Source organism: Natronolimnobius baerhuensis, assembly GCF_002177135.1.
Classification (GTDB): domain Archaea; phylum Halobacteriota; class Halobacteria; order Halobacteriales; family Natrialbaceae; genus Natronolimnobius; species Natronolimnobius baerhuensis.
The window spans coordinates 534819-559440 of sequence record NZ_MWPH01000002.1; the positions used below are offsets into that span (position 1 = coordinate 534819).

The 24622-nt window shown below is 61.5% G+C and carries 30 protein-coding genes; 22 read left to right on the plus strand and 8 right to left on the minus strand.

The window, feature by feature from the left end; genetic code table 11:
• The first annotated feature begins 136 nt into the window (after positions 1-136).
• The 3 genes from pyk to B2G88_RS08940 all read left to right on the plus strand — a co-directional run bounded on the left by pyk (position 137) and on the right by B2G88_RS08940 (position 2927).
• Positions 137-1909: a pyruvate kinase gene (pyk, locus tag B2G88_RS08930; RefSeq protein WP_087714573.1), complete on the plus strand. Its 1773-nt coding sequence runs from the start codon at positions 137-139 to the stop codon at positions 1907-1909.
• Positions 1910-1968: 59 nt separating this feature from the next.
• Positions 1969-2343 carry a DUF7312 domain-containing protein gene (locus B2G88_RS08935; protein ID WP_087714574.1) on the plus strand — a complete coding sequence of 125 codons (375 nt, stop codon included), beginning with the start codon at positions 1969-1971 and terminating at the stop codon, positions 2341-2343.
• A gap of 119 nt (positions 2344-2462) precedes the next feature.
• Positions 2463-2927 (plus strand): DUF302 domain-containing protein, encoded by a 465-nt coding sequence (locus B2G88_RS08940; RefSeq protein WP_054863517.1) that lies wholly within the window; start codon positions 2463-2465, stop codon positions 2925-2927.
• A gap of 11 nt (positions 2928-2938) precedes the next feature.
• Here the strand turns inward: B2G88_RS08940 and B2G88_RS08945 are convergent, their stop codons facing one another.
• Both B2G88_RS08945 and nreA read right to left on the minus strand, forming a co-directional pair.
• Entirely contained in the window at positions 2939-3268 is a 330-nt protein-coding gene (locus B2G88_RS08945) for a hypothetical protein (RefSeq protein WP_054863516.1), read from the minus strand.
• Between the two features lie 38 nt (positions 3269-3306).
• Positions 3307-4617, minus strand: coding sequence for a DNA repair protein NreA (gene nreA / locus B2G88_RS08950; RefSeq protein WP_087714575.1), 1311 nt, complete (start codon positions 4615-4617; stop codon positions 3307-3309).
• Positions 4618-5016: 399 nt separating this feature from the next.
• Here nreA and B2G88_RS08955 point away from each other — a divergent pair, with 399 nt between their 5' ends.
• From B2G88_RS08955 to B2G88_RS08965, 3 genes are all read left to right on the plus strand, one after another.
• Complete coding sequence (locus tag B2G88_RS08955; RefSeq protein ID WP_054863515.1) at positions 5017-5196, plus strand: HVO_2753 family zinc finger protein; 180 nt, start codon at positions 5017-5019, stop codon at positions 5194-5196.
• A gap of 5 nt (positions 5197-5201) precedes the next feature.
• The gene (locus B2G88_RS08960; RefSeq protein WP_087714576.1) at positions 5202-5468 is read left to right on the plus strand and encodes an elongation factor 1-beta; all 267 of its coding nucleotides are present in this window, start codon (positions 5202-5204) and stop codon (positions 5466-5468) included.
• Between the two features lie 128 nt (positions 5469-5596).
• On the plus strand, positions 5597-6901 hold the full coding sequence (locus B2G88_RS08965; RefSeq protein WP_087714577.1) for an MFS transporter: 1305 nt from the start codon (positions 5597-5599) through the stop codon (positions 6899-6901).
• A 23-nt stretch (positions 6902-6924) separates the two neighbouring features.
• On the opposite strand, the gene B2G88_RS08970 is transcribed toward B2G88_RS08965, so the two are convergent.
• Positions 6925-7368 carry a hypothetical protein gene (locus tag B2G88_RS08970; RefSeq protein ID WP_054863514.1) on the minus strand — a complete coding sequence of 148 codons (444 nt, stop codon included), beginning with the start codon at positions 7366-7368 and terminating at the stop codon, positions 6925-6927.
• Between the two features lie 263 nt (positions 7369-7631).
• On the opposite strand from B2G88_RS08970, the gene B2G88_RS08975 reads away from it, so the two are divergent.
• Together B2G88_RS08975 and B2G88_RS08980 are read left to right on the plus strand one after the other, a co-directional pair.
• Positions 7632-8933 carry an RNA-guided endonuclease InsQ/TnpB family protein gene (locus B2G88_RS08975; protein WP_087714578.1) on the plus strand — a complete coding sequence of 434 codons (1302 nt, stop codon included), beginning with the start codon at positions 7632-7634 and terminating at the stop codon, positions 8931-8933.
• A 54-nt stretch (positions 8934-8987) separates the two neighbouring features.
• Positions 8988-9176: a hypothetical protein gene (locus tag B2G88_RS08980; RefSeq protein ID WP_054863513.1), complete on the plus strand. Its 189-nt coding sequence runs from the start codon at positions 8988-8990 to the stop codon at positions 9174-9176.
• Positions 9177-9185: 9 nt separating this feature from the next.
• On the opposite strand, the gene B2G88_RS08985 is transcribed toward B2G88_RS08980, so the two are convergent.
• Both B2G88_RS08985 and B2G88_RS08990 read right to left on the minus strand, forming a co-directional pair.
• A complete protein-coding gene (locus B2G88_RS08985; protein ID WP_087714579.1) occupies positions 9186-9881 on the minus strand; it encodes an MBL fold metallo-hydrolase in 696 nt (231 codons plus the stop codon).
• A gap of 34 nt (positions 9882-9915) precedes the next feature.
• A complete protein-coding gene (locus tag B2G88_RS08990) occupies positions 9916-11112 on the minus strand; it encodes a cystathionine gamma-synthase (RefSeq protein ID WP_087714580.1) in 1197 nt (398 codons plus the stop codon).
• A 118-nt stretch (positions 11113-11230) separates the two neighbouring features.
• Here B2G88_RS08990 and B2G88_RS19075 point away from each other — a divergent pair, with 118 nt between their 5' ends.
• From B2G88_RS19075 to B2G88_RS09035, 10 genes are all read left to right on the plus strand, one after another.
• Positions 11231-11386 (plus strand): rubrerythrin-like domain-containing protein, encoded by a 156-nt coding sequence (locus tag B2G88_RS19075; protein WP_140408832.1) that lies wholly within the window; start codon positions 11231-11233, stop codon positions 11384-11386.
• A 187-nt stretch (positions 11387-11573) separates the two neighbouring features.
• A complete protein-coding gene (locus B2G88_RS08995; protein ID WP_054863512.1) occupies positions 11574-11948 on the plus strand; it encodes a hypothetical protein in 375 nt (124 codons plus the stop codon).
• A gap of 66 nt (positions 11949-12014) precedes the next feature.
• Entirely contained in the window at positions 12015-12323 is a 309-nt protein-coding gene (locus B2G88_RS09000; protein WP_054863511.1) for a 50S ribosomal protein L21e, read from the plus strand.
• 12 nt (positions 12324-12335) lie between these two features.
• Positions 12336-12692: an RNA polymerase Rpb4 family protein gene (locus B2G88_RS09005; RefSeq protein WP_054863510.1), complete on the plus strand. Its 357-nt coding sequence runs from the start codon at positions 12336-12338 to the stop codon at positions 12690-12692.
• Between the two features lie 70 nt (positions 12693-12762).
• A complete protein-coding gene (locus B2G88_RS09010) occupies positions 12763-13347 on the plus strand; it encodes a DUF655 domain-containing protein (RefSeq protein ID WP_054863509.1) in 585 nt (194 codons plus the stop codon).
• A 78-nt stretch (positions 13348-13425) separates the two neighbouring features.
• Entirely contained in the window at positions 13426-13902 is a 477-nt protein-coding gene (locus B2G88_RS09015) for a universal stress protein (RefSeq protein ID WP_087714581.1), read from the plus strand.
• 83 nt (positions 13903-13985) lie between these two features.
• Positions 13986-14822, plus strand: a complete 837-nt coding sequence (locus tag B2G88_RS09020; protein WP_087714582.1) for a 16S ribosomal RNA methyltransferase A — start codon at positions 13986-13988, stop codon at positions 14820-14822.
• Between the two features lie 98 nt (positions 14823-14920).
• Positions 14921-16081 carry a mechanosensitive ion channel family protein gene (locus tag B2G88_RS09025; protein ID WP_054863508.1) on the plus strand — a complete coding sequence of 387 codons (1161 nt, stop codon included), beginning with the start codon at positions 14921-14923 and terminating at the stop codon, positions 16079-16081.
• On the plus strand, positions 16082-16678 hold the full coding sequence (locus B2G88_RS09030) for a HemK2/MTQ2 family protein methyltransferase (RefSeq protein WP_054863507.1): 597 nt from the start codon (positions 16082-16084) through the stop codon (positions 16676-16678).
• 46 nt (positions 16679-16724) lie between these two features.
• Positions 16725-17927: an outer membrane protein assembly factor BamB family protein gene (locus tag B2G88_RS09035; RefSeq protein ID WP_087714583.1), complete on the plus strand. Its 1203-nt coding sequence runs from the start codon at positions 16725-16727 to the stop codon at positions 17925-17927.
• A 22-nt stretch (positions 17928-17949) separates the two neighbouring features.
• Here B2G88_RS09035 and B2G88_RS09040 read toward each other — a convergent pair whose 3' ends face one another.
• Together B2G88_RS09040 and B2G88_RS09045 are read right to left on the minus strand one after the other, a co-directional pair.
• On the minus strand, positions 17950-19053 hold the full coding sequence (locus B2G88_RS09040; RefSeq protein ID WP_087714584.1) for a M48 family metallopeptidase: 1104 nt from the start codon (positions 19051-19053) through the stop codon (positions 17950-17952).
• A gap of 87 nt (positions 19054-19140) precedes the next feature.
• On the minus strand, positions 19141-19485 hold the full coding sequence (locus B2G88_RS09045; RefSeq protein ID WP_245835337.1) for a hypothetical protein: 345 nt from the start codon (positions 19483-19485) through the stop codon (positions 19141-19143).
• 326 nt (positions 19486-19811) lie between these two features.
• Between B2G88_RS09045 and B2G88_RS09050 the strand changes: the two genes are divergently transcribed.
• The 3 genes from B2G88_RS09050 to B2G88_RS09060 all read left to right on the plus strand — a co-directional run bounded on the left by B2G88_RS09050 (position 19812) and on the right by B2G88_RS09060 (position 22723).
• On the plus strand, positions 19812-20813 hold the full coding sequence (locus B2G88_RS09050; RefSeq protein WP_087714585.1) for a 5-methyltetrahydropteroyltriglutamate--homocysteine methyltransferase: 1002 nt from the start codon (positions 19812-19814) through the stop codon (positions 20811-20813).
• Positions 20810-21883, plus strand: a complete 1074-nt coding sequence (locus tag B2G88_RS09055) for a methionine synthase (protein WP_054864165.1) — start codon at positions 20810-20812, stop codon at positions 21881-21883. Before B2G88_RS09050 ends, B2G88_RS09055 begins: the two co-directional genes overlap by 4 nt.
• Before the next feature lie 219 nt (positions 21884-22102).
• A complete protein-coding gene (locus B2G88_RS09060) occupies positions 22103-22723 on the plus strand; it encodes a nitroreductase family protein (protein ID WP_054864164.1) in 621 nt (206 codons plus the stop codon).
• A 35-nt stretch (positions 22724-22758) separates the two neighbouring features.
• Here the strand turns inward: B2G88_RS09060 and B2G88_RS09065 are convergent, their stop codons facing one another.
• A complete protein-coding gene (locus B2G88_RS09065) occupies positions 22759-23523 on the minus strand; it encodes an SDR family NAD(P)-dependent oxidoreductase (protein ID WP_054864163.1) in 765 nt (254 codons plus the stop codon).
• 132 nt (positions 23524-23655) lie between these two features.
• Between B2G88_RS09065 and B2G88_RS09070 the strand changes: the two genes are divergently transcribed.
• The gene (locus B2G88_RS09070) at positions 23656-24621 is read left to right on the plus strand and encodes a carbohydrate kinase family protein (protein ID WP_087714586.1); all 966 of its coding nucleotides are present in this window, start codon (positions 23656-23658) and stop codon (positions 24619-24621) included.
• Position 24622 lies beyond the last annotated feature (1 nt).

A 24622-nucleotide genomic window follows, 5' to 3' on the forward strand; every position in this document is an offset into this window, starting at 1 on the left:
CATGTGTTGGCATCCGTTGTCTTTGTCACGACAATTCGTCAGAAACCGGTTGCCGTGACACAGGAGGGCATACAAATCAAACTCGGAAGCGAGTAAAGCACGTGCCTTTTTTGCCATCCCCCCGCTAACTGCGGCCATGAGAAACGCGAAAATCGTCTGCACGCTCGGGCCTGCCTCGAGCGACCGTCGGTCTATCCGGAATCTCGCCGATGCTGGCATGTCTGTCGCGCGCTTGAACGCAAGCCACGGCAGCCGCGAGGATCGAGCGGACCTCATCGACCGCGTCCGCGACGTCGATGGCGAACGCGACGAACCAGTCGCGGTCATGCTCGACATGCAAGGCCCCGAGATCCGAACTGCACCGCTTCCGGAGGGCGAAACCGTCTCCCTCGAGACCGACTCCGAAATCCAGTTCGTCGAAGGCGACGACGTCACACCCGAAACGGTCGGTCTCTCACTGCCGGTCGACGCCGTCTCCGAAGGCGACCGCATCCTCCTTGATGACGGCCTCATCGAGACGACCGTCCTCGAGCGCGACGGCGATGTCGTCCGCGCACACGTCGAGACCGGCGGCGAACTGGGTGGGCGCAAGGGCGTCAACGTCCCCGGCGTCGACCTCGATCTGGATATCGTCACCGAGAGCGACCGCAAGGACCTCGAGTTAGCGGCCGAGAAAGAGGTCGACTTCGTCGCGGCGAGTTTCGTTCGGGACGCCGAAGACGTCTACGAGGTCAGCGAAGTTCTCGAGGACTTGGGCGCAGAGATTCCCCTCATCTCGAAGATTGAACGCGTCGGCGCGGTCGAGAACCTAGATGAGATTATCGACGCCTCCTACGGCATCATGGTTGCCCGCGGCGATCTGGGCGTCGAGTGTCCGATGGAGGACGTCCCGATGATTCAGAAGCGAATCATCCGGAAGTGTCGCAACGAGGGGCTGCCGGTCATCACGGCGACCGAAATGCTCGACTCGATGGTGACTGCGCGACGGCCAACCCGCGCCGAAGCCTCGGACGTGGCAAACGCCGTCCTCGACGGCACCGACGCCGTCATGCTCTCTGCGGAGACTGCTATCGGCGACCACCCTGCCGAGGTCGTCGAGGCGATGGGAAGCATCATCCACGAAGTCGAAGGCTCCGAGGAGTACGCCGAAACGTTAGAGCAGCGGGTCCCCTCGGCCGGTGAGGCTCGAACCGACGCGCTCGCACGCTCCGCGCGATTCCTGGCTCGAGACATCGGTGCGGATGCCGTCGTCGCCGCGACCGAATCCGGCTATACGGCGCTGAAGACAGCCAAGTACCGACCCGGTGTCCCTGTCGTCGCTTCGACGCCGAGCCACGAGGTTCGTCGCCGCCTCGCGCTCTCGTGGGGTGTGACGCCGCTGTATGCTCGCGTCTCCGATCAGGGAGCCGACGCGGTCGTCGAAAAGGCTGTTCAGGCAGCACTGAACGCCGGGATCGCCGAAAGCGGGGACACTGTCGTTGTCCTCTGTGGCATGATGACCGAACTCGAGGGAGCGAACACAACGAATATGCTGAAAGTCCACGTCGCTGCAGAGGCGCTCACGACCGGCCGCGTCGTCGTCGAAGGTCGTGCAACAGGCCCAGTCGTCCGGACGACGGACGGGGATCTTTCGGATGTCCCTGAGGGCGCACTCATCACGCTGTCGTCGGAGTTCGACGAGGAGTTTTCAGGCGACCTGTCGCGTATCGGCGGCATCGTCTCCGCCCAGCGCGGGATGACTGGCTATCCGGCGCTCGTTGCTCGAGAGATGGACATTCCGATGATCAGCGGTGCCGATGTCGATGATATCGGGGCCGACGATACGGTGACAATCGACGCTGAGCGCGGAGTCGTCTACGGCGGCGACATTGGTGAGCGAACAATCGAGTCTCGAGCAGATCTCGAGTAATCACGCCCAGCGCAGTTTGGGACCGCGGCTTTTTGATGCCGGACCCACTACGAGTCGATATGGCTGACGATGCGCCCGATGAGGGCGATTCGAACGCGGGACCTCGAGAGTCATCTGTCTCGGACGACGCGCAGTGGGATGAGACGAGCGCGTGGGAGTTCGGCACTCACGCCGATGATGAGCGCCAGAGCACTGCCGACACCACTGTCCAACGTGACGCTGCACCCGAACAGGACCGTATCCCGCTTGATCTCTCGCCTGATGCAGACGACGAGTCCAGTGACGCCGACGAGGACGACGACCCACACGCACCAGAGCCCAGTTCAACGCCGGTCGTCGCTGGCGACCCCGACCTCGAGAACGCGGTGTTCGTCGTCCTCGGCGCGGTCGCGATGTTGCTCGTGATCGCCCGACTTGTCTCGCTACCGCTATAGTCGCCGACGACTACGCGCCGGCCGAAATCACTCCTCGAGTTTCTGTTCGATGTGATCGCGTTTACACCCTATTTGGGAAGCAACATGGAATTAAGGCTCGGGCGCTCGAACCATCGGGTATGAGTCTCCCAATCGATCCAGCGGCGCTCGATCCCGATGATTTCGGCGAGAAACAGGCCGTCCTCGAGATGGACCACGAGGAAGCCATCGAGCACGTCCGCGAGGTCTGCGAGGCCGTCGGCTTCGGTATCCCCGTCGAGTTCTCGCCCTCAGAACTGCTGAACGAGAAGGTCGACGCAGACCGTGATCCCTACTACGTACTGGGGGCCTGCAATCCCGAAATCGCGGATCAGGCCTTAGACGAGACAAAGCGCATCGGCGGGCTCTTTCCCTGCAACATGATCGTCTGGGAGGAGGAACCGGGTCGCCAGCGCGTCTATCACGTCTCGATCATGAAGATCGCCCGCCTGCTCGGGACGGCCCCGGACAACGACGCGTGGGACGACATTCTCGAGACGACCGGCGAACTCACTTCGGAGGCGTTCGAGCGCTTCGACTCGGGTGAGACGGACGGTGCTGACTGAACCGGTCGACGTTACTGGTCGTCTAGATCTGTCTCGAGTGTTGCCGCGTCCTTGCGATCCGAGTTCGGCGTCGCCGTCTCGGCCGTCCCGTTCGGTTCATCTGTGCCGGATGGTGGCGAGGACGCTGTCTCCGTATCGGTCCCCTCAGCAGCCGGGTCGGACAGTTCAGTCTCGGGCGATTCGTCTGCATCCTCGAGTTCCGCGAGTGTCTGATCGGCGTCGTGCCGGATATAGCCCGCATAGAAGAGCACGAACCCGAAAATAAGCAGCGGCAGTCCGAACAGCGTAAAGAGCGCAGCGAGCAGGGTGAGCGGATCGCTGGGGATCGATGCCGGGAACATGTGCGCCGGTCGGGGCCGCGCGAACAAAGGTGTTCTCCTTACTCAGACGGGCCTCGAGCACCGAAGGCACTCAGATTCGACTGCAACCCCGCGGCGAGTTCGGATTTTCGCCGAAGACGCTGGTGTGAGATCGGTAACTGCGTCGAAAGTTCGGCGAGCGCGCTGTGGAACGTCTCGGCCTCGCCATACTGCCCGTCGAAGGCGTTGCGAACGCTTTCGCGAACCTGCCAGACGCCGACTGGTGCCCAGTAATCATCGCTCACCTCGCGAAGCACGAGACACTTTGCCTGTCTGCCGATGGACTCGAGGTGTTCCAGCGCGCCCAATCGAGCCGCGTAGTACGCCCCCGCGGTTTCTTCGACGTAACTCGAGCGGCCCTCGAAGCCCTCCGAGGCGCTTGCCATCCAGGTGTCGCCTGTCGGATCAGGGTTCCAGATGCTGCCGGGGGCTTTCATCTCGACGAGTTCGAATTCCCAGTTGCCCGGTGCGAGGACGACCCAGTAGCGGTTGCCCATGTACTCGTTGGCCCAGACCTGCACCTCGTTAATGCTGGGTTCGTTGCGGATGCGCCCGCGCAGGTACTTGCCGACGGTGTCGTCGACCGCCGTGATCGACCAACGGGTCGGGACGAGTCGGCGCTGTTTTGCCTCGCCGAGCGCGCCCGCCGAAAGGATCGAGTTGATCTCGTAGACGTCGAACCCGCGCCGATAGAGGTAGGTCATCGCGCCCTGAGCCTGCCAGTCGTCGTCCTCTAAGGTCTTCTTGACCGGTTTCGGCACGTATGGATTCTCCCGGAGTTCGGCGTTGCGAGCGGTGGCTCTGGGGCCACGGGGCGTGGCCACGTCCGTGCCCGCGTCGAGTCCGAGATCCGGTTTGTCGTCGAGGCCGATCTCGAGATCGACTGGCCGACCCGAAATCGCGACCTCGCGCTGGACGCCGACGAAGCCATCCCAGGAGTCGTGAACGTTCGGCGTCAGTCGGCTCGCGATACTCGGCGAGTCGACGTTCGCACGTTTGTTCGAGTTCAACAGCCCAGTGCGGCGCTGGAGCACGTCGGGAATCGCGTAGTCGTCGCGGTACCACTCGCTGTCGGTGACGTACTCCTGGGCGTCGTCTTCGTTGCCGACCGGCGAGAGCAATCCGACGGGAATGTCGGGATAGTTCGACCGACCGACGAAAATCGACGGCGAGGTCGAGCCGACGAGCGTGTCGCCACTCAGCGCGTCGTCGAACTGGCGTTCGAACTCCTCGAGATGGTCCGTAATCGCGTAGGACTTTTCTTTGGCGAGACGCCGTCGCTCGGCTTCTTCGTCTGGCTCTAAGTCCTCGATGTAGTCGTCGAGGCGCATTCACCGAAAGTAGGGATGCGGCCGGTTTGAATGTTTGTAGTGCCGAGTGTACGGATGCGCACGCAACCACACCATGTGCGATCCAGCGTGCGGTGGCGTACACCGGCGACTACGAATCCGGCCGCGATGTCAGAGGCACGGCCAAACCGGTGTTCGGGCAGTTCACCGACCGTCGGCCGCACCCATAGTTTCCCATGTGGGTAAAAAGACCCAGCAGGGTGTTTTCTGAGTCGGAAAACGCGCTCATCGTCGTGAGCGCGCCTTATTCTCGCGTTTTAATCAATCCGTTTATTCGGTAGTACAACCGCTTTATACGCCCTCTCGTCCTCCTCGAGAGTGAGTCACACGGCCTACTCGAGAAAGACAACGGTTAAAAACGGCGGGCGGGAAAGGACGGGTATGAGTACGACGGACGACCACGAGTCCCGATCCTGCGTCTCCTGCGGGATTAACATTGCTGGGACGAACGCCGCTGCGTTCAAGTGTCCCGACTGCGGAGTCCAGATCTACCGCTGTGCCAAGTGCCGCAAACAGAGCAACCTCTACGAGTGCCCCGACTGCGGGTTCACCGGACCATAATACCCATGGGAAAAGTAGCTGCCAAAGTCAAAGTCATGCCGAACAGTCCCGATATCGACCTCGACGCGCTCCAGGAGCGACTCGAGAGCGCACTCCCCGAGGGTGCAAAGATCAACGGCGTCGAACGCGAGGAAGTCGCCTTTGGTCTGACCGCACTCTACCCGACCGTGATCGTCCCTGACGGCGCGGGCGGCACGGAGACCGTCGAAGAGAACTTCACGGACGTCGAAGGCGTCGAAAGCGTCGGCGTCGAGAACGTCGGCCGCATCTAAGCAGCCGAGCAGTTTTCACCGTTTTTCCGCACTCGAGAGCCACGCGGGTAGCCGTTTCTTTCACGTAGTCCGCCTCAGTGTGCCGGTTCGATCACAATCCTTACCGTACGGTGGCTTGACCTCCCGGTGTGTTATCGGACCCACGGAGGCGTCGCTGGCTCGCCTGGGGTGCGTTAGCGACGGTGTTCTTGCTCGTCAATCTGCACCGCCTCTCGACGGGCGTCCTCTCCGAGCGGTTGACAACGGACTTCGGGACGACGGCGGCCCAGCTCGGGACGCTTCACGCCTCGTTCTTTCTCATCTACGCAATCGTTCAGATCCCAACCGGCGTGCTCGCCGACCGAATCGGCCCTCGGTACGTCGGTTCGGCTGGCGGCCTCGTGTTGAGCCTCGGTGCGATTGGGTTTGCTGTCAGTAACAGTTTTTTCGCGGCATTTCTCTCGAGAGCGCTCATCGGACTCGGTAGCGGCGTCATCTTCGTCTCGATCCTCCGATTCTGTGCGAACTGGTACCGGCCCAACGAGTTCGCGACGATGACCGGGTTAACCGCCGGCGTCGCCGGGTTAGGGGCAATCCTCGCGACGACCCCGCTTGCGGTCACTGTCGACTCGGTTGGCTGGCGCTCGTCAGTTATCGGACTGGCCGTCATCGGCGTCATCGCCGCGAGTGCGATCTTCGTTCTGGCGCGAAACTCACCCGCTGACGCCGGCCTCGAGCCAATCGACGGCGTCCCTGAACAGCCGTCGCTCTCGCTGTCGGACGTGAGCGCAAATCTTCGAACGCTCGCGAAAGACGTCGACCAGTGGCTGCTCTCCGTCATCTTTTTCGCCGGGAACGGGGCCGTGTTGACCCTTATCGGCCTGTGGGGGATTCCCTATCTGGTCGTCGTCTACGAACTCGACGTGACGACCGCGTCGTACTTCACGATGCTCGGCTCTGTCGGGATGCTTGTCGGTTCACCAGCTATCGGGTGGCTCTCGGATCGACTCGAGCGACGCTTAGTGCCGCTGTCAGCCGGCGTGGCGCTGTTTACAATCGCGCTCAGCACTGTCCCTGTGTTCGGCCGACCGCCGCTGTGGGCCATCGCGATGTCGTACTTCGCGTGTGGCTTCCTGCTCGGTTCGATCATGCTCTCGCTGTCGGTCATCAAAGAGCGCTACCCGCCTGCAGCAAGCGGCGTCGCAACGGCAACGGTCAACACCTTCGGCTTCGTCGGCGGAACGGTGTTGCCGGCGGCGATGGGCGTCGCTCTCGATGCGTACCAGACAGAGGAGACGGTCGACGGAACGATTGCGTACACGCAGTTTGGCTACCGAATCGCCTTTGGCGTGCTCGCGGCCACACTCTTTGTCGCGTTCCTGTGCTCGCTGTGGCTGCTCGTTCGGGACCGGCGGCGACGGAATCCGTCAAAACAGAACGACAGCGTCCGGTAATGGATACTCGAGTAGCGGGTCGGTTACGGATCGGGCTGGCGGTCGGGATCGGCACCGAGATCGGCGTTCGAGACGATCTGTGCGCCGGGTTCTGAGAGGTCGACCGTCACGTCGCCAGAGACCGCTTTGCTGATTTCGTCGACGTTGCCCGCGAGAACGGTCAGGATGTCGTCAGGGTGGGCATACAATAGCATGTTCCCGTCCTGTCCTTCGGCGACGAGTTGGGTGTCATTGAGGACGATCTGGTTGCTCTGAATCGTCGCCGCAACGACCGGCAGCGCCTCGGGTTTCCCTTGCTCGTCGTCACGAACGCGACGAATATGGACCGCGTCGAGGTCGAGAACGTCCTTGTGCTCTTTGATCCGCTCGGCGCAGTTGACCATATCTTGCAACAGCTCCGACTTGTGGTGGCCGCCGCCGTGCTCGCCGTCGAGACAGTGCTGGCAGACGCGGAGTTCGATTCGCATTGACCATCCATTCTCGCTCGAGGCCGATGAGAATTCCGCTTTCGCCGACACCAGTACACGCCAGCGACACCGCTGGAGAGCCGTGAAATCGACCAATAGAAACGCCAGCACAATCACTCACAGAAATGCAAGGAGGAAGCCCACGACTTCAGTCGTGGGAGGAATCCGACAAGGTTCGAATCAATCCACGAGCGATAGCAGTCGGACTCCCCAACGTGGGGTCATAGAATTTATAAAGAATTGGTTCAATATGTGAAATACGGATGGAGGACGTGATTCGCACCGTCAAAGTCAAACTCGATGTCCCTACAGAGCGGTGCGACGACCTCCATCAGACCAAAGACCAGTTCCTCCACTGTGCCAATACGACGGCAGACTGGGCGTGGAGATACCCGCACGACTACTGTATAACCTCGAAACAGAGTGCTGAGAAAGCCCTCTACGACAGACTTCGTAGTGAGACGGAGTTGACCGCGAATCTCGTGCAGAAAGGGATTCGACGCGCTATAGAGGCCACAAAAAGCGGTGTCGCTCGCCTCAAGGACGGCGACAAGACGAGTCAACCACACTTCGACACGTGGAGTGTTGTCTACGACAAACGAAGCGCGACGTTCCACCGCGATCACGTCTCTCTGTCCACAGTGAATGGCCGTGTCGAGTGCGACTACGTGATTCCCACCGAACCAGAGGGAACACCAATTGGTGAGTATCTGCTGAACGAGGACTACGAGTTCCGTATGTCCACATTGCAGTACGACCGTTCCTCAGAGTCATTTTATCTCCATGCACGGATGCGCCGACTCGAACGTGACGAACGAGAGAAGTCCACGGCTTCTTCTGATACCAAGCACAGAACAGTCCTTGGCGTTGACCTAAACGTGGACGGTTCGCTCGCCGTGACTTCGACAGGCGTGTTCATCGGAAACGCTGACGAGATGAATCATCGGCGCCGAGCGTTCGAGAAGACTCGTGGGTCAATGCAACAGACTGGGACGCGGTCGGCACACCTGTCGATTCAATCGATGAAAGACCGCGAACACCGCTGGATGCAAGACGAACTCCATCGCGCTTCGAACCAGATTCTCGAAGAAGCCCGTGACCACGGTTGTACGCACATTGCGTTCGAGAACCTGACCGGGATTCGTGACCGGATGGCGAGTGCAAAACGCTTCCATGCATGGACGTTCCGGCGCTTGTACCACTACGTCGAATACAAAGCCGAGATGTTCGGGATCGGGGTCGAACAGGTGAGTCCGGCGTACACGAGTCAGCGGTGTTCGTCGTGCGGGTTTACCCACGAGTCTAATCGGCAGTCAAAACACCAGTTCGTGTGTCAGAAGTGCGAGTACGAACTGAACGCAGATTATAATGCGAGCAAAAACATTGCTCGCAAACTTCTCAAGAAACTCCACTCGAGGCAGAAGTCTTCGAGTGGAGGCGCACCCTGTCAGTGTGCGCTAACATCAGGGACGCTGAACCTGAACGGCGATTACACCGCCTCCGTCAATTCGACGGCAGAAGGGGAGTCCACTGACAAGCCCACGACTTCAGTCGTGGGTTACTGACATCCAAATCCTTTTGGAAAACGGCTCAAGCGAACTGGTGTCGAACAGCAAGCTATGTTCACAGATGGGGACCCCACCGAACAGACAACGCCGCGACAGTACCTGGTGAAATGCGATGGCTGCTCGTTCGAACAGTCCGCTGACGGGCGCGACGAAGCCGCCACAATCGGAAACGGCCATCATCGAGAGACCAACCACGACGTCATCGCCGTCGAAGTGCCGCCATCGGTCACCTCCTCGTAACTCCCTCGATTACTCCTCTCTCGAGTGTTCGGCAATCTCCTTGATCCGGACAGACCCCGACTCGACGTAGCCGCCGTGATAGCAGACGACGTGGTCGATCTCGAGATTCGCAAGTTCGGCGACGGACTCGAGTGCGCGGTCCATATCGGGCGTGAACTCGGGCTTTGGACCTGAAAGCGACTCGTCGTCCCTGTCTGCAACCAGTGCATCACCAGCGAGGAGCAGAGCGCTCTCGGGGAAGTACAGTGAGACGTGACCGGGCGAGTGACCCGGCGTCTCGAGAATCTCCATCGGCCCCGCGAGCGTCGGAATCCGACTCCCGTCCGTCAGCTCGAGATCGACGTCGACGGGCGGATACCGCTCTCCGTCGCCGCCCTTGATCGGATCGCGCTCGCCGGTAACGTACGGCGCTTCAGCGGGATGGGTCGCGACGGCCGCGTCAGTCTGTGCGAGCAGTTCGGCAAGGCCGCCCGCGTGGTCGGCGTCGTGGTGGGTGAGAACAACGAGCCAGATGTCTGTGAGTTCGTAGCCGAGACTTCGCACATGCATCCGGAGGGAGTCGACCGCGCCCTCGGGTCCGACGTCGATCAAGACGAGGCCGCGTTCGCTCTCGACAAGCGTCGGCGTCACCGTGAGTTCGTGGCCGCCGTGGTCGACCGTGAACGGAAGCGTATGCAGTCCGGGTCCGTCGTCGTGCTGTGACATACTCCTCGTTCGATCATGAGACAGAAATTCTTGGCTACTCGAGTACGGCCTCGAACGCCTGTGCTAAATCCTCAATCAGGTCGTCGACGTGCTCAATTCCCACCGAGACGCGGATCAGGCTATCGGAGAGGCCGGCCTCGAGTCGCTCCTCGCGGGGAATCGCGGCGTGGGTCATCGGCGCGGGCTGTTCGATTAGGCTCTCGACGCCGCCGAGGCTCTCCGCGAGCGTGAACACCTCAGTTGCGGAGACGACCTCGCTTGCTTCCTCGAGACTCGCGTCAAGTTCGAAACTGAGCATGCCACCGAAGTCGTGCATCTGCTTGGCGGCGATGTCGTGGCCGGGGTGGCTCTCGAGGCCGGGATAGTACACCCGGTCGACATGGGGATGATCCTCGAGCCACGCTGCGATCTGGTTCGCGTTCTCACAGTGGCGGTCCATCCGCACAGGGAGCGTCTTCGTCCCGCGGAGAACGAGAAAGCTTTCGAAGGGGCCGGGCGTCGCGCCCACGGCGTTCTGGTAGAAGCCAAACTGCTCGTCGAGATCCTCGTCGTTCGTCAGCAGTGCGCCACCGACTACGTCGGAGTGGCCACCGAGGTACTTCGTCAGTGAGTGCGAGACGATATCCGCGCCCAACTCGAGCGGTTGCTGAAGATATGGCGTCGCGAACGTGTTATCAATCGCACACAGCGCGTCGTGTGCGTGGGCGATCTCGGCTGCGCCCTCGATATCCACAATCGACAGCAGCGGATTCGTCGGCGTCTCGAGCCAGAGCAGTTCGGTATTCTCCTGGAAGGCCGACTCGATGGCCTCGAGGTCGGTCATATCCACGAACGAAAACTCGAGGTCGTACTCCTCGTACACCTGCGTGAACAGGCGATGGGTGCCGCCGTAGACGTCGTTGCCGGTGACGACGTGATCGCCTGACTCGAGCAGGTTGAGCACGGTGTTTATCGAGGCCATGCCCGACGCGAACGCGCGACCGTAGTCGGCGTTCTCGAGGGCGGCGAGATTGGTCTCGAGGTCGGTCCGCGTGGGGTTTCCAGTCCGGGAGTACTCATAGCCGCGGTGTTCGCCCGGCGCGTCCTGTTCATACGTCGAGTTCGCGTGAATCGGCGTCATCAGCGCGCCCGTATCCGGGTCTGGTTCCTGTCCAGCGTGAATCGAGCGGGTTTCAAACCGATAGTCGTCGCCTCGAGCGTCCCCGTCTGGGCTGGCAGGCTCGTCGTCCATACGCACACCAACGCCGCCACTGCACGTTACGTTTGTCCCGCAGCGCACCCTCGAGACTGCTCCCACGACTTACAACTACATGATAGTTATATACGTTTCCGGGACGAATCGTTTTGCCATGCCGCACGATCAAGATATCGAAGGCGACACCTCGGAGATTTCGTCCGCCTACGAATGCATGCAATGTGGCAAAATCGTCACCGCCCGGACGAATCCTGGCGAGTGCGAAGAGTGTGGCGGAGACTTCCAGAACCGGGCGAAATCAGTCGAATAACTGCTCGAGCAGGCTGGGCTGTCCCGCGTTCAACGCTCGAGTGCGAGCCCAGAGCGACGGCGAGCGAGAGTGACCGATAGTCTGGTCTGGTCTGGTCTGGTGCCCGCTATCTCGATGCACTCACGCCGTTCTGTGGTGACACCGAGTCCCCCCACACCTTCATACTGCCTGTCAACGGACTATCCATATGGGGCGACCATGGAAACGAATCGCGCTTGATGTCGTCGTCGGACTCACCGCACTGCTCGCTGCACAGCAACTGCGTCACCTCGAGGAGGCCTCACCGGATCCCGAGGGGATCACACTTCGCCCGCGCTGGGCGCTCGTTGGCGCACTCTCGAGTAGTGGCTGGGGGTATGCTTCGGACGTCGATTTCTGTGGACTCCGTCGAAGCCGGCTTCGACGCGGTGTCGCTACTGTCATCTGGAGCGCGCTCTTGTACCGACTGCAGCCGAACGATAGCTCGACGACCTACAGCGTGGCTGTCGGCAACGGGCTCGGGACGCTCGCCTATCGGTTCTGGTTCGGTGTCGTTCGTCCCCGTCCGGGTGGGACCGAGTAACCGCCGCGCTGACGAAGCCGGAACGTGCGTTTTATAACGATCACCAAGTAAGAGGGTCGTACGACTATGCCGAACTCTAATGGCCCACGCCAAGGAACCCGACGAAAGCTGTCAAATTCCCCTCGAGACCGCGGTTCCTCGCCACCACAGCGCGCGATTCAGGAGTACGAAGAAGGAGAGAAGGTCCACCTCAAGATCGACCCAAGCGTTCACGATGGTCGATTCCACCCACGATTCGACGGCCTCACCGGCGAAGTCGCCGGCAAACAAGGCGACGCGTTCAAAGTCGATATCACCGACGGCGGTAAAGACAAGACGCTGATCGTCACCGCCGCTCACATGCGCGCACAGGACCGCGCCGAAGATCGGGTCTAAACGGCTCACACGATGACGATCTTCAAAGAGATCGTCGACGAGGAGTTCCTTACCGTCTCGGAAACGAAGGAGCTACTCGCCGACATCGAAGCCGAACGCGCACTGGACGAAGAGCGCGAGCTGCCGTACGAACTCGCGCGAGCAATCGAACACGCAAACCGCTTTACCGTCCTCGAGCCCGAGGAGGCCCAGCAACTCGTTGCGGACCTACAGGACCTCGAGAAAGTCGACGAGGCGACAGCGTACAAGATTGTCAACCTCCTGCCACGAAATCGAGACGAACTCCGATCCGTGTACGCCCAGCAACGCTACACGCTCTCGGGTGACGAACTCGATGACATTCTCAACGTCGTCGCGAAGTACGCCTGAATACGCTTTCGGTTGCAGATCGGGCGCCCGGGCCGACTCTTTAAGTACGACGTACACGTATCCGTAGGCAATGAGCGAAGCCGACAGCGACGAGACGGACGTTCGACGCGCGGTCGTGTTGGATTACCTCGCACATGGTCTGTCGGACGACGGACGACCGCAGTACGAGAAGTCCCCCGCAGGGTATGCACTCGGTATCGAGGACTTCCAACTCTATCAGGTCGCCTTCGACGAAGACGAACGCCTCACAATCGGCAGTGACGTCGTCGTCGAGCCACCAGCCGAGCGATCAATCGTCACGAAGTGCCAACGAGTCGAGTACGATGATCTCTCCTCTGGTGCACAGTCCGAACTCGAGTACGTCGTCCAGGATCTGGTCGAAGAGAACGAACAGCGCTTCGTTGACTTCTACAACGACGCCCAGCCGATCACGCTCCGTCTCCATCAGTTGAACCTCCTGCCGGGAATCGGGAAGAAACTCCGCAACGGCATCTTAGACGAGCGCAAACGCAAGCCATTCGAGAGCTTCGACGAACTCTCCGAGCGCGTCTCAGGGCTTCACGATCCCGATTCGGTGCTCGTCGAACGTATCCTCGAGGAGTTACAAGATGACGACCTGAAGTACCAGACGTTCGTTGGACAACAAGACCAGTAGAGCGTTCGAAACCCCACAAAACTCTTGTTTTGTGGCGGATCCAGTACGTTTAAGAAGCTAGGAACTGAAAGAAGTATTATGCTTGAGACGATTCTCCTTGCGATTGGACCGGGCGATAGCGACCGCGTCGATGCACTTGTCAATCAGACGATTGCCGTTGCCGAGCCAACGGATGCCACCGTTGTCCTGGCACACATCATCGAATCCGACGAGTACGAAAACGAGGTCCACAACTACCACGATGCCATCGACCAGATGGGTATCGACCTCGAGAACCGGGATCTCTCGCCGGAGACGCTGGCAAAGGAAACCGAGCCAATCGGCGAAATTACGGATCGACTGGATGAGGCAGGGATCGACGTCGATATCCGCGCTGGCGTCGGTGACCGGGCTGAAGAGATCGTCGAACTCGCAGAGACAGTCGATGCGGACAACATCATCGTCGGCGGCCGCAAGCGCTCCCCGACCGGCAAGGCCGTCTTCGGCAGCACGGCACAGCGCGTGTTGCTCACCGCGCCGTGTCCGGTGACGTACGTCCGCAGCGAGACGATCTAACGCGACCGCACTACTCGTTTTCCTCGATATCGGTTCGTCGGCGAGACGCTGGGCTTACACTGCCCCACCTCAAAACGCCGGCAATGAGAGATCCCGATGCACTGATCGCCCGGGCGGGCGTCCGTGGCGATCCGGACCGCGACCAGCACTTTCTCGTCGACGACCGCGTTCTGGACCGACTGCCAACCTACCTCGAGGACCTCGAGGTCGACACGAGCCATCTGCTTGAGATCGGTGGCGGAACAGGCGCGCTCACCGACCGACTGCTCGCGATTGCCGACGAGGTGACCGTCATCGAGCGCGACCGAACACTCGCCGCGTTTCTCGAGGAGGAGTTTCGAGCGGAGATCGACGCTGGTCGACTGACTGTGATCGAGGGGGACGCACTCGAGGTCGACCTCCCGGATTTCACGGCGTCAGTCTCGAACCTTCCCTACGGCGTCTCGAGTGAGGTTACATTCCGACTGCTCCCGGAAGGGCGGCCGCTCGTGTTGATGTTCCAGCAGGAGTTCGCCGAGCGGATGGTCGCCGAGTCGGGAACGTCGGAGTACGGTCGGCTGTCCGTCTCGACGCAACACTACGCGGACGTCGAACTCGTCGAGTCGATCCCGAAAGAAGCGTTTTCGCCGGCACCCGCCGTCCAAAGTGCGGTCATCCGCGCCGAGCCGCGAGACCCCGACTACGAGGTCGACAACGAGGAATTCTTCCTGCGATTCGTCAAGGCACTGTTCACCCAGCGCCGGAAGACGATCCGGAACGCGATCCGAAACACGGCCCACATCTCGAGGCTCGAGGCCCCCGAGGCGGTCGTCGAGGCGGCTGACGACGACATACTTCAGAAGCGGGCTGACGCGATGGCTCCTGCGGAGTTTGCCGCGCTTGCACAGGTGGCACTCGAGGTGGGCGAGCCGACGACATAATCGACATTGTGACCGTTCAGGCTGCTAGACACAGATCGCGTTGATCGACGGATACTCAAGCCCCCGGAAACGAGAGATGCGAGAGACGGAGACTCACTATGGATCTCGGAGTATTCGATTTCAACTGGCTCGCCGGGGTGACGGAGTCGACCGAACAGAAGGTCGCCGTGACGCTTGCAGCCGCCGGTCTCTTACTGCTCGTCTTGCTGACCTACCGTCGGTTGCAGTCGTGGGTGAGTGAGCGAACGCGCCCGCTGTACGGCGATATCGTCTCGACGGTCGTGCTCATCGGGACCTGTCTGGTGTCGTTTTCGATTGTCGTCGGTGTCTGGGACTGGGTAGGAGAGGCACAGGATCTATCTACGGAACACGATATCGGCGGCGAGGTCATCGCACAGGCGATTGTAACCTTTATTCTGGCAGTCGGCGCGTTGATCGTCACGCGGTTTATCAAGCGGATGATCAACGAGGTTTTCGATAGCGCGTCGGCCGTGACCGACCACCAGCGCGAGATCACCCAGCGTATCTCGCAGGTCATCATCTGGTCGGCCGCAACCGTCATCGTTCTCAGCGTCTGGGTCGAGGACCTCGGCGGCCTCCTCGTCGGTGCTGGCTTCCTCGGAATCGTCGTCGGGATGGCCGCCCAGCAGGTGCTCGGAACCATCCTTTCCGGATTCGTTCTCATGTTTGCCAGACCATTTGAAATCGGTGACTGGATCGAAGTCGAAGACCAGCAAGGAATCGTCACCGACATCTCGATTGTCAACACCCGCATTCGATCCTTCGACGGCGAGTACATCATGGTCCCGAACGATCTGATCTCCTCAGAGATTGTCACGAACCGCTCGAGATGTGGCCGATTGCGTGTCGAGGTCGACGTCGGTGTCGACTACAGCAGCGATGTCGACCACGCGGCTGAACTCGCACAGTCAACCGTGTCCGACCTCGAGGAGTCACTGCCGGCACCGGAAGTGCAAGTCGTGACCAAGGAGTTCGGGGATTCAGCGGTCGTCCTCGGCGTTCGATTCTGGATCGACAACCCGACCGCACGCCGGTACACCACTGCCCGAACGACGGCGATCAACGCGATCAAAGAGGCATTCGACAAAGAGGGAATCAAGATTCCCTACCCACAGCGCGAACTCACTGGCCGAGCCGAAACGAACGGCTTTCAGGTCGCAACCCAGGGCGCGGAACCGCCAGCCGACGAGTCGACGGACGGCCACGAACACCGCATGACATCGCCGGAGGGAGAGTAGATGGGGCTCAAGGAACATCGCGATATTGGCGGCGACGTCTACCAGCCGGCCGAGGACTCCTATCTGCTCGCCGAGGCGGCGTCCGAGCGCCTGCAGGCGAGGGCTGGCAGCGACGAACAAGAGCAGCCGCTCGCTCTCGAGGTCGGCACCGGCTCGGGCTACGTCGCAGCCCACGTGAGCGAAGAAACGAGCGCACGCGTGATCGCCGCGGATCTGAACCCGCACGCCACTCGAGAGGCCCGCGACAAGGGACTCGAGTCCGTGCAGGCTGATCTCGTCTCGCCGTTCGCAGACGGCGCGTTTGACGCTGTTCTGTTCAACCCGCCCTACCTCCCGACCGATCCCGAAAACGAATGGGACGACTGGATGGAGCATGCGCTCTCGGGCGGCGAGGACGGCCGCGCGGTCATCAATCCGTTCCTCGAGGCAGTTAGCCGGGTACTCGCTCCCGACGGCGTCGTCTACCTGCTCGTGAGCAGTTTGACCGGCGTCGACGAGGTCGTCGAACGCGCCGGAGAGAACGGCTTTAGCGCCGTCGCGGTCGCCGACGAGTCGTTTCCGTTTGAGACGTTGACTGTCCTCGAGTTGTTCCGGTAACCTGAATCCGAACTTACTTTTCAACGGGTTGAGAATACCTCGAGCGATGCCCTCCAGACGTCGCGCTCTACTTGCGAGTGCGCTCGCCGGAAGCGCCGCGCTCGCGGGGTGTACGGCCCGCTTGCCGATATCGTCGCCCTCACCGGATGAGCCGCCGCCGTCCGGCGTTGACGAGTTGCCAGATCCCGACAGCCACGTTTTCGGCGCGAACGGAAGTTGGTCGAGTTTCGGCTGTAACGCGTCCAATACGCGCGCAGTTGGTGATGGCAAAGCCCCCGTCGAAGACGTGACCGAACGCTGGCGAGTGGAGACCACCCAAACCACCTATCAGGAACCTGTGGTCGCCGATGGCGTTGTCTACGTGGTCGAGTCACAGCGAAACCTCCGCGCACTGGATGCAACTGACGGGGCGGAACTCTGGACATTCGAGGACGCCAGCACGGTACCAATCGTCCGGGATGGCGCGGTCTACACTGCGGTGAGCAACACGGTGTACGCCCTCGAGCCTGCAAGCGGCGACGTACTGTGGGAACACGAGTTCGATGTGTCCGGAAGGGTCACGGCGGCACTTCGCACCCGGCGGGAACTCCTCTGTGGCGTCGGCGAGGAAATTGTCGCCCTCGAGCCCGACAACGGGTCGATACAGTGGCGACGGGAGGTTTTCGGTGGGGTGCTCGATCATGCTGCCACGTTTGGTCCGTACGGCGTCGTCGTCGTGACCGATGCCGGGATGGTCTATCTACTCACGGAGACCGGACACGGCATGTGGCAGTGGCAACTCCCGACGAGACCGATGTGTCCGCCAACGGGTGGTCGCGACGCACTGTATGTTTCCTGCAATGACGGGGTGACGTACGCACTGGCTGACGAAGAGGTAGATCCGATATGGACGGCCGATGCCAGCTGGACCGAACGCGGCATCGGTTTTGCCGACGGACTCGTTCTTCTCGCCGCTGGGGGTCAGTTGCAAGCTCTCAATCGTGATTCGGGCGACCAGTACTGGAGCCACGAGATTGGCGACTGGCGACACACCGCGCCGGTGTATGGGCGCGACACCGTCTTCGTCGGCGGTGATCGCCTCCACGCGCTCGACCCGACGCCCGGTGGCAGTCCAGACCGCGGCCCCGCCGTGCGATTCGAACGGGAGTTTGCGGGGCGCGTCGGTCCTGGTCCAGTTCTCGACGACGGCACACTCTACGTCGTCGCCGAAGTCGAGACAGAAGAGTACGCACTGCTCGCCCTCGAGTGAGTATACAAACTCACCGTACTTGTTACGACTCTCGAGCCTGCCGACGTAACCGCTCGACTCGCTCGGCAACCGGCGGGTGCGTCGACGGCCGCCACTCGAGCGCGCGGCCGACTCGCCCCGACGCGCTCGAGAGCCCCCGCACCCAGGCCGCGCGGTCCAGTTCGCTGTCCGCATCGGGGACCCAGCGGGCGAGACTCGAGGGCACGCCCGGTTCGTCGGTATCCGTAAGCGCGTACGGGACGATTCCGAGCGTCGAACTGGCGTGAAACTGCGTCCGAGCGTCGGTTTCGGGCGGCCCGGCCGCGGCGAGCGTCTCGAGGGCGCTTGCCAGCGCGGCGGGATCACCGGCGAGTTCTGCTCCCGCCCGGTCGGCGGCGTACTCTCTGGTCTGGGCGTGGACACCGACGGTGATCGCCCCGGCTGCAAGGACGACCCTGGCGAGGACGCTGACGACCAAATAGGCGACCGAGAGAACGAGGATTGGAATGGCGACGAGTACGAGCACGACCGTTACTGAGCCAATCGTGAGCAGAAACTGGAGCCACGTCCCGATGCGTCGCTCGCGTGCGAACAGTCCCTCTGAGATCGAACCAACCGTCGCTGCGACGGTTGCAACAGTTGCATCCCGGTTTGCGAGGTGCGCGACTTCGTGGGCGAGGACCGCCTCGAGTTCGTCCTCGGAAAGGACCTCGAGCAGTCCCTCCGTGACGACGAGGGTTGCATCGGTGCCGTTGCCGACCGTGAAACTCGTCGGCTCGCGCTCGGTGGCGACCGCGACTGCGGGCACTTCGACATCTGCAGCCTGTGCGAATCGCTGGACGTGGGGCCGGAGACCGTGTGTATCGGGATCGTCGGCCTCGAGCGGGCTGGCGTCGACGGACTCGAGGACGCGCCGGTAGCCGTAGCGGCTGTGGGCGACGACCATTGCACACGCCGCGAGCACGAGGAGGCCGACAAGAAGCGGGCCGGCGTCCGAAACTGCGGTGACTCGAGTGCGGTCAACTGCGCCGACGAGCGTGTAGGTCGCCCACGCGACGGCGGCGACCACCCCGACCGCGAGCGCGACGAGCAGCGCAAGCGTTACCGCGAGTCGGACGCGAAGTGAGTGGAGCGAGCGTCCGTTCATACACCTGTATTGTCGGTCGTGTAGAAAAAGTATCTGCTCGAGAATCCGTCTGTGAAACCGTCTCGCCGGGACTCGTTTGTCATACAATTATTCACAAGCAGCAGTCACTCCAATCCACTCATCAGACCTAATATTCATCTCAAATAGTAATGATTCTTGTTCTCGTTGACACCTTTCAATCGTTCCTTCGGGCACCGTATCCGAAAGATTGAACCACTCTGTTTCGATGTTTTCAACGGAAATTCCAATCTGGTATTCCGCAATAGGTCCACCAAGTTCTGCTTCTGGAATTCGAATCTGATTAAATGTTTCTTCATCCATTCCGTCAACGGAGAATGAACGCCAATGACTAATTTCATTGTCTTGAACCACGACTAAATCTCCGGTTTGGTCTGAATCAGATGTGTTTGCAAAGATGACCTGGCCAAGCATGACTGGCGAGTCAGATGAAAAGCGTTCGCGAATCGATCCCAGGCATCCGGTAGTGGTTATCAGAGCGGCGGTACTTGTGGTTCCGAGAACTGCTCGTCTATAGGGCATACAAGGCATTTCCATCTTTAACTAAAATAGCTCTGGGAAAATATCCAGAAGAATGAACAACGACAAAACTCTATAGGGCTTAGACAGTTGCGATACGACAATACTCTACCAAAACGGCCACTGATAATACCGGGTCCGTGCCAGGCTCTAACAATTACTGTAACGCATTAACGAGGATGGAAAATATTAAGCGTCGGTATAGCCTAGCCGCTACTACAATGACTGAGTACGTCTCGACCACGCCGGGACTCTTTCCGCTCCCGGACTGGGCGAAAGACGACCTTTCGGATCTGAAGGGCCACCAGAAACACGACCTCATCAGCGGCGATGAGGGCGACGAGATTACCGCGGCCTACGCGGAGGGCCGCGAAGAAGTGATCGGCGCACAGGAGGCCGCCGGTCTCGACCGTATCAGCGAGGGCCAACTGCGCTGGGACGACATGCTCGCCCACCCGCTTGCGGTCCACGACGCCGTCGACACTCAGGGGATCGTCCGCTACTACGACAACAACAACTTCTATCGCGACCCCGTCGTCCAGGGCGACCTCGACTTCTCGGGCGACGTCGCATCCGAACTCGAGTCGGCCGCGGAACTCACCGACGGCGACCTGCAGGCCGTCCTTCCCGGCCCGTACTCGCTCGCCGACCTCGCGACCGACGACCACTACGGCGACGACGCCGAGTTCCTCGGCGCAATCGCTGACTTCCTCGAGGGCGAACTCGAGGCCTTCCCTGAGCACGAGACCCTGTTCCTGCTCGAGCCATCGCTCGTCGAGTCCGCACCAGAAGACGGCGCGGACGAACGCGCGAGCGAGGCAATCGATCAGGTCGCGAGTGCAACGGACGCCGATGTCGTCGTCCAGCCCTACTGGGGCGCACTCGAGGAGAAGATGTACGCACACCTGCTCGATGCGGATATCGACGCAGTCGGCTTCGACTTCGTCGAGAACCAGGACGAGAATCTCTACAACATTCAGGAGTACGGCGCGACCGACGACATCTCGCTCGGACTGGCGGACGGGCAGAGCACGCTCGTCGAGGACGCGGAAGCGATCCGCGACCGCGTCGACTGGGTCTACGACCAGCTTCCAACCGCCGAGTTCGAGACGGTCTATCTGACGACGAACACGGAGACGTTCTACCTGCCGTACAACAAGTTCAAGGACAAACTCGCCGTCCTCGCCGAAGCCGCGGAACTCGCGGAGGTGAAAGCAGCATGAGCAACGAAAACAAAGACCAATTCCGACCGGAGGACCACGACAACGATCACTTCCTGCTGACGACCGTCGTCGGCAGCTATCCGAAGCCCAAGTGGCTCAACCGCGCGAAAGAACTCTACGAAGACCCCGATCACAGCTTCGACGAAGACGACTTTCAGGAGGCCGAAGACGACGCTGCGCGCCTGATCACGCAGGAACACGAACGCGCTGGCCTCGATGTCGTCGTTGACGGCGAAATGCGGCGCAACGAGATGGTCGAGTTCTTCGCCCACCGCATCGAGGGCTACGAGTTCAACGGCCCCGTCAAAGTCTGGGGACACAACTACTTCGATAAGCCGTCGGTCGTCACGGAAGTCGAGTACGACGAAAGCTGGCTCGTCGACGAGTACAAGTTCATCGCCGACGCAACCGACCGCCCCGTCAAGGTCCCGATTACGGGTCCCTACACGCTCGCAAGCTGGGCGTTCAACGAGGCCTACGAGGACGACGCCGAACTGTCCTACGCACTCGCCGACCTCGTCAACGAGGAGATCGAAAAGCTCGTTGAGGCCGGCGCACGCTACATCCAGATCGACGAGCCCGCACTCGCGACCACCCCGGATGACCACGCCATCGTCGGCGAGGCACTCGAGCACATCGTCGAGGACATCCCCGAGGAAGTCCGCATCGGCCTGCACGTCTGTTACGGCGACTACTCCCGGATCTACCCCGAAATCCTCGACTTCCCCGTCGACGAGTTCGACCTCGAGCTCGCAAACGGCGACTACGACCAGCTCGACGTGTTCAAAGACCCCGAGTTCACCGCGGACCTCGCACTCGGCGTCACCGACGTCCACGTCGCCGAGGCCGAATCCGTCGAACAGATCGAGGAGAACATCCTGAAGGGCCTCGAGGTCGTGCCGCCGGAACAGCTCGTCCTCTCACCTGACTGCGGTGTGAAGCTCCTGCCTCGCGATGTCGCCTACGGCAAGATGGCGAACATGGTCGAAGCGGCCCGCAACGTCGAAGCGAAACTCGACGCTGGCGAAATCGACGTCGAACGCGGTGCGGCCACGCCGGCTGACGACTAACGGCTCCGACTCGTTCCTTCCTACTATTTCGTGTGCTCGATCTCGAGCAACTGCTCGACGCGTGAGCGGTCAGCAAATCGCCATCTTATCGAGTTTATGCCAGTTCTATTTGTCGCCACTACGCATGCCGAATGCACACACGAGTCGACGACATCGGTGTAACCCGGTAACACTCGTGTCCAGAATATTATATGTGTGTCGCGCTCGAATTAGGGGATAATGCAAGAGACTATTTCGAAGCGCCTGGATCTCGAGACGGCTGCGACCGACCACCGTGAGACCGACTACGACATCGATTCGCTCTTCGTGAATCGTTGGTCGCCACGCGCGATGACCGGCGAACCGCTCGAGGAGTCGGAGTTCCTGCCGCTGTTCGAGGCCGCCCGCTGGGCACCCTCGGCGTTCAATAACCAGCACTGGCGGTTCATCTACGCGACGCGCGAGGACGACGAGTGGGACACCTTCACCGACCTGCTGCTCGGCGGGAACGAGGACTGGGCGACCGATGCCGGCGTCCTCGCCGTCATCGTCTCGAAGACGACGTTCGACCACAACGGCGAACCCGCGCCAACACACTCGTTCGACACTGGTTCCGCCTGGCAGAACCTCGCACTCGAGGGCGCACGCCGCGATCTGGCCGTCCACGGCATGGCCGGCTTCGATTACGAGCGCGCCGCTGCGGAACTCGAGGTGCCCGAGGAGTACGCCGTCGAGGCAATGGTCGCGATTGGCGAGCGCGCGCCACCCGAGTCGCTGCCAGACGATCTGCAGGAGCGTGAACAGCCAAGCGGCCGCAAGGACCTCGAGACGATTGTCCACCGCGGCGGTTTCGACGCGTAAGCGCGGTCTCTTTTTGCTGCTCGAGACGCGACTGCTTACTGGCTGAGGTAGCCACCTTCGACGCCGAGCGCTTCCCCAGTGACGAACGATGCCTCGTCGTTACACAGCCAGACGACGGCGGCTGCGACCTCGTCTGTCGTCCCAAGTCGGTTCATCGCATGGCGGCTCTCGATCAGTTCACGCATCTCGGGGTCACTCGTAATCCCGCCTTCCTCGAGCAGTGGCGTCTCGATAAAGCCGGGACAGACGGCGTTGATTCGAACGCCGGTTTCGCCGTTCTCGAGGGCGGCCGATTTCGTCAGGCCGAGCACGCCGTGTTTTGCCGCCGAGTAACCTGAGGAGGTTGCGAAGCCCACTTTTCCGAGGACCGAGGAGTTGTTGACGATAACGCCGCCGTCGTCCTGGGACTGCATCTGCTCGAGTTCGGCGTGCATGCAGTTGAATACGCCCACGAGGTTGACGTCGATCACGGCGCGCCAGTCCTCGGGGTCGTACTCGCTGACCGGTGCCTGTGCGCCGCCGATGCCGGCGTTGTTGAACGCAAAGTCGAGGCTGCCGTACTCGTCGACGGCGGTGTCAACCATCGCAGCGGCCGCGTCCGGATCGGTGACGTCCGTCTCGACGAACATCGCGTCGCCGCCCGCGTCGATGATCTCTGCGACGACTTCCTCGCCGTCTTCGGCGTCGAGATCAGCGATGACAACGTTTGCGCCGCGATCTGCGAACGTCTGTGCAGTCGTTCGGCCGATTCCCGAGCCGCCGCCAGTGACGACAGCAGTACCTGTGGTAAACGAGACCATACGCCTTCGACACCAGTGAGTGCAAAATAGTCTCGTGTCTGCTCGAGTGGGTGACACTCACGACCCTCGAGACGAGTGCCGACGACGCTCCCAGTCCACAACGTCTTATCGGCCGCCTGAGAAAGACCTGCCATGAACGCCGACATCCTCGTCGCCGGGGAGACACTCGTCGATTTCCTCCCCGAGCGACCCGGCCCGATTACCGACGTTTCGGGATTCGAACGACGCGCCGGCGGCGCGCCCGCGAACGTCGCCGTCGCGCTCGCTCGCCTCGAGTGCACCCCGCTGTTCTGGACGCGTGTTGGTGATGACCCGTTCGGACGCTACCTCCGGGACACGCTCGCGGAGCGCGGACTTTCCGACCGATTCGTCGAACTCGACCCGGCAGCGAAGACGACGCTCGCGTTCGTCACCCACGATGACACCGGCGACCGGAGCTTTTCGTTCTACCGTGAGGATACCGCCGACACGCGCCTCGAGCCGGGGCAAATCGCCGATAGCGTGCTCGAGGACTGTGAGTGGGTCCACGCGGGCGGCGTCGCCCTCTCGAGTGGCCGCTCGCGGGCGGCGACGCTCGACCTCCTCGAGCGTGCCACAGCAGCGGGGGTGACGACCTCGTTCGACCCGAACGCGCGCCCGGAACTGTGGCCCGACGAGGCGACGTTCCGGTCGGTCTGTCGCGACGCGCTCGCACACGCCGACGTACTGAAAGCGACCGGCGGCGAACTCGAGGCGCTCGGCTTTGCGGGCGAAACTGTCGCAGAGCGCGCTCGCGGGGCGCTCGAGGCCGGCCCGCACACGGTGCTTGCAACCCGCGGGAGTGCGGGCGCACTCGCTGTCACGGGCGAGGCTGCTCCGTGGTCAGGGCCACGAACCGCGACTCATCCGGGCTACGACGCCGACGTGGTCGATACGACCGGCGCGGGCGATGCCTTCGTCGGGGGCGCGATTGTTGCCCTCCACGAGGGACGCGGTCTCGAGGAGGCTATCGCGTTCGCTAACGCGGTCGGCGCGGCAGCGACGACGGCTCCCGGCGCAATGACGGCGCTGCCGGATCGAGAAACTGTTAGCTCGATTCGTGATGGCGATGTGATGTGAA

What these genes read in the sequence shown, in the direction of transcription:
- B2G88_RS08995 (WP_054863512.1), top strand. Translation starts at nt 11,574, where the DNA reads ATGGGGCGACCATGGAAACGAATCGCGCTTGATGTCGTCGTCGGACTC.
- B2G88_RS09025 (WP_054863508.1), top strand. Translation starts at nt 14,921, where the DNA reads ATGGATCTCGGAGTATTCGATTTCAACTGGCTCGCCGGGGTGACGGAG.
- B2G88_RS09030 (WP_054863507.1), top strand. Translation starts at nt 16,082, where the DNA reads ATGGGGCTCAAGGAACATCGCGATATTGGCGGCGACGTCTACCAGCCG.
- B2G88_RS09010 (WP_054863509.1), top strand. Translation starts at nt 12,763, where the DNA reads ATGAGCGAAGCCGACAGCGACGAGACGGACGTTCGACGCGCGGTCGTG.
- B2G88_RS08940 (WP_054863517.1), top strand. Translation starts at nt 2,463, where the DNA reads ATGAGTCTCCCAATCGATCCAGCGGCGCTCGATCCCGATGATTTCGGC.
- B2G88_RS09005 (WP_054863510.1), top strand. Translation starts at nt 12,336, where the DNA reads ATGACGATCTTCAAAGAGATCGTCGACGAGGAGTTCCTTACCGTCTCG.
- B2G88_RS08990 (WP_087714580.1), bottom strand. Translation starts at nt 11,112, where the DNA reads ATGGACGACGAGCCTGCCAGCCCAGACGGGGACGCTCGAGGCGACGAC.
- B2G88_RS08975 (WP_087714578.1), top strand. Translation starts at nt 7,632, where the DNA reads ATGGAGGACGTGATTCGCACCGTCAAAGTCAAACTCGATGTCCCTACA.
- B2G88_RS08980 (WP_054863513.1), top strand. Translation starts at nt 8,988, where the DNA reads ATGTTCACAGATGGGGACCCCACCGAACAGACAACGCCGCGACAGTAC.
- B2G88_RS08985 (WP_087714579.1), bottom strand. Translation starts at nt 9,881, where the DNA reads ATGTCACAGCACGACGACGGACCCGGACTGCATACGCTTCCGTTCACG.
- B2G88_RS08970 (WP_054863514.1), bottom strand. Translation starts at nt 7,368, where the DNA reads ATGCGAATCGAACTCCGCGTCTGCCAGCACTGTCTCGACGGCGAGCAC.
- pyk (WP_087714573.1), top strand. Translation starts at nt 137, where the DNA reads ATGAGAAACGCGAAAATCGTCTGCACGCTCGGGCCTGCCTCGAGCGAC.
- B2G88_RS09015 (WP_087714581.1), top strand. Translation starts at nt 13,426, where the DNA reads ATGCTTGAGACGATTCTCCTTGCGATTGGACCGGGCGATAGCGACCGC.
- B2G88_RS09060 (WP_054864164.1), top strand. Translation starts at nt 22,103, where the DNA reads ATGCAAGAGACTATTTCGAAGCGCCTGGATCTCGAGACGGCTGCGACC.
- B2G88_RS09050 (WP_087714585.1), top strand. Translation starts at nt 19,812, where the DNA reads ATGACTGAGTACGTCTCGACCACGCCGGGACTCTTTCCGCTCCCGGAC.
- B2G88_RS19075 (WP_140408832.1), top strand. Translation starts at nt 11,231, where the DNA reads ATGCCGCACGATCAAGATATCGAAGGCGACACCTCGGAGATTTCGTCC.
- nreA (WP_087714575.1), bottom strand. Translation starts at nt 4,617, where the DNA reads ATGCGCCTCGACGACTACATCGAGGACTTAGAGCCAGACGAAGAAGCC.
- B2G88_RS08955 (WP_054863515.1), top strand. Translation starts at nt 5,017, where the DNA reads ATGAGTACGACGGACGACCACGAGTCCCGATCCTGCGTCTCCTGCGGG.
- B2G88_RS09070 (WP_087714586.1), top strand. Translation starts at nt 23,656, where the DNA reads ATGAACGCCGACATCCTCGTCGCCGGGGAGACACTCGTCGATTTCCTC.
- B2G88_RS08935 (WP_087714574.1), top strand. Translation starts at nt 1,969, where the DNA reads ATGGCTGACGATGCGCCCGATGAGGGCGATTCGAACGCGGGACCTCGA.
- B2G88_RS08945 (WP_054863516.1), bottom strand. Translation starts at nt 3,268, where the DNA reads ATGTTCCCGGCATCGATCCCCAGCGATCCGCTCACCCTGCTCGCTGCG.
- B2G88_RS09045 (WP_245835337.1), bottom strand. Translation starts at nt 19,485, where the DNA reads ATGCTTGGCCAGGTCATCTTTGCAAACACATCTGATTCAGACCAAACC.
- B2G88_RS09020 (WP_087714582.1), top strand. Translation starts at nt 13,986, where the DNA reads ATGAGAGATCCCGATGCACTGATCGCCCGGGCGGGCGTCCGTGGCGAT.
- B2G88_RS08960 (WP_087714576.1), top strand. Translation starts at nt 5,202, where the DNA reads ATGGGAAAAGTAGCTGCCAAAGTCAAAGTCATGCCGAACAGTCCCGAT.
- B2G88_RS09065 (WP_054864163.1), bottom strand. Translation starts at nt 23,523, where the DNA reads ATGGTCTCGTTTACCACAGGTACTGCTGTCGTCACTGGCGGCGGCTCG.
- B2G88_RS09055 (WP_054864165.1), top strand. Translation starts at nt 20,810, where the DNA reads ATGAGCAACGAAAACAAAGACCAATTCCGACCGGAGGACCACGACAAC.
- B2G88_RS09035 (WP_087714583.1), top strand. Translation starts at nt 16,725, where the DNA reads ATGCCCTCCAGACGTCGCGCTCTACTTGCGAGTGCGCTCGCCGGAAGC.
- B2G88_RS09040 (WP_087714584.1), bottom strand. Translation starts at nt 19,053, where the DNA reads ATGAACGGACGCTCGCTCCACTCACTTCGCGTCCGACTCGCGGTAACG.
- B2G88_RS09000 (WP_054863511.1), top strand. Translation starts at nt 12,015, where the DNA reads ATGCCGAACTCTAATGGCCCACGCCAAGGAACCCGACGAAAGCTGTCA.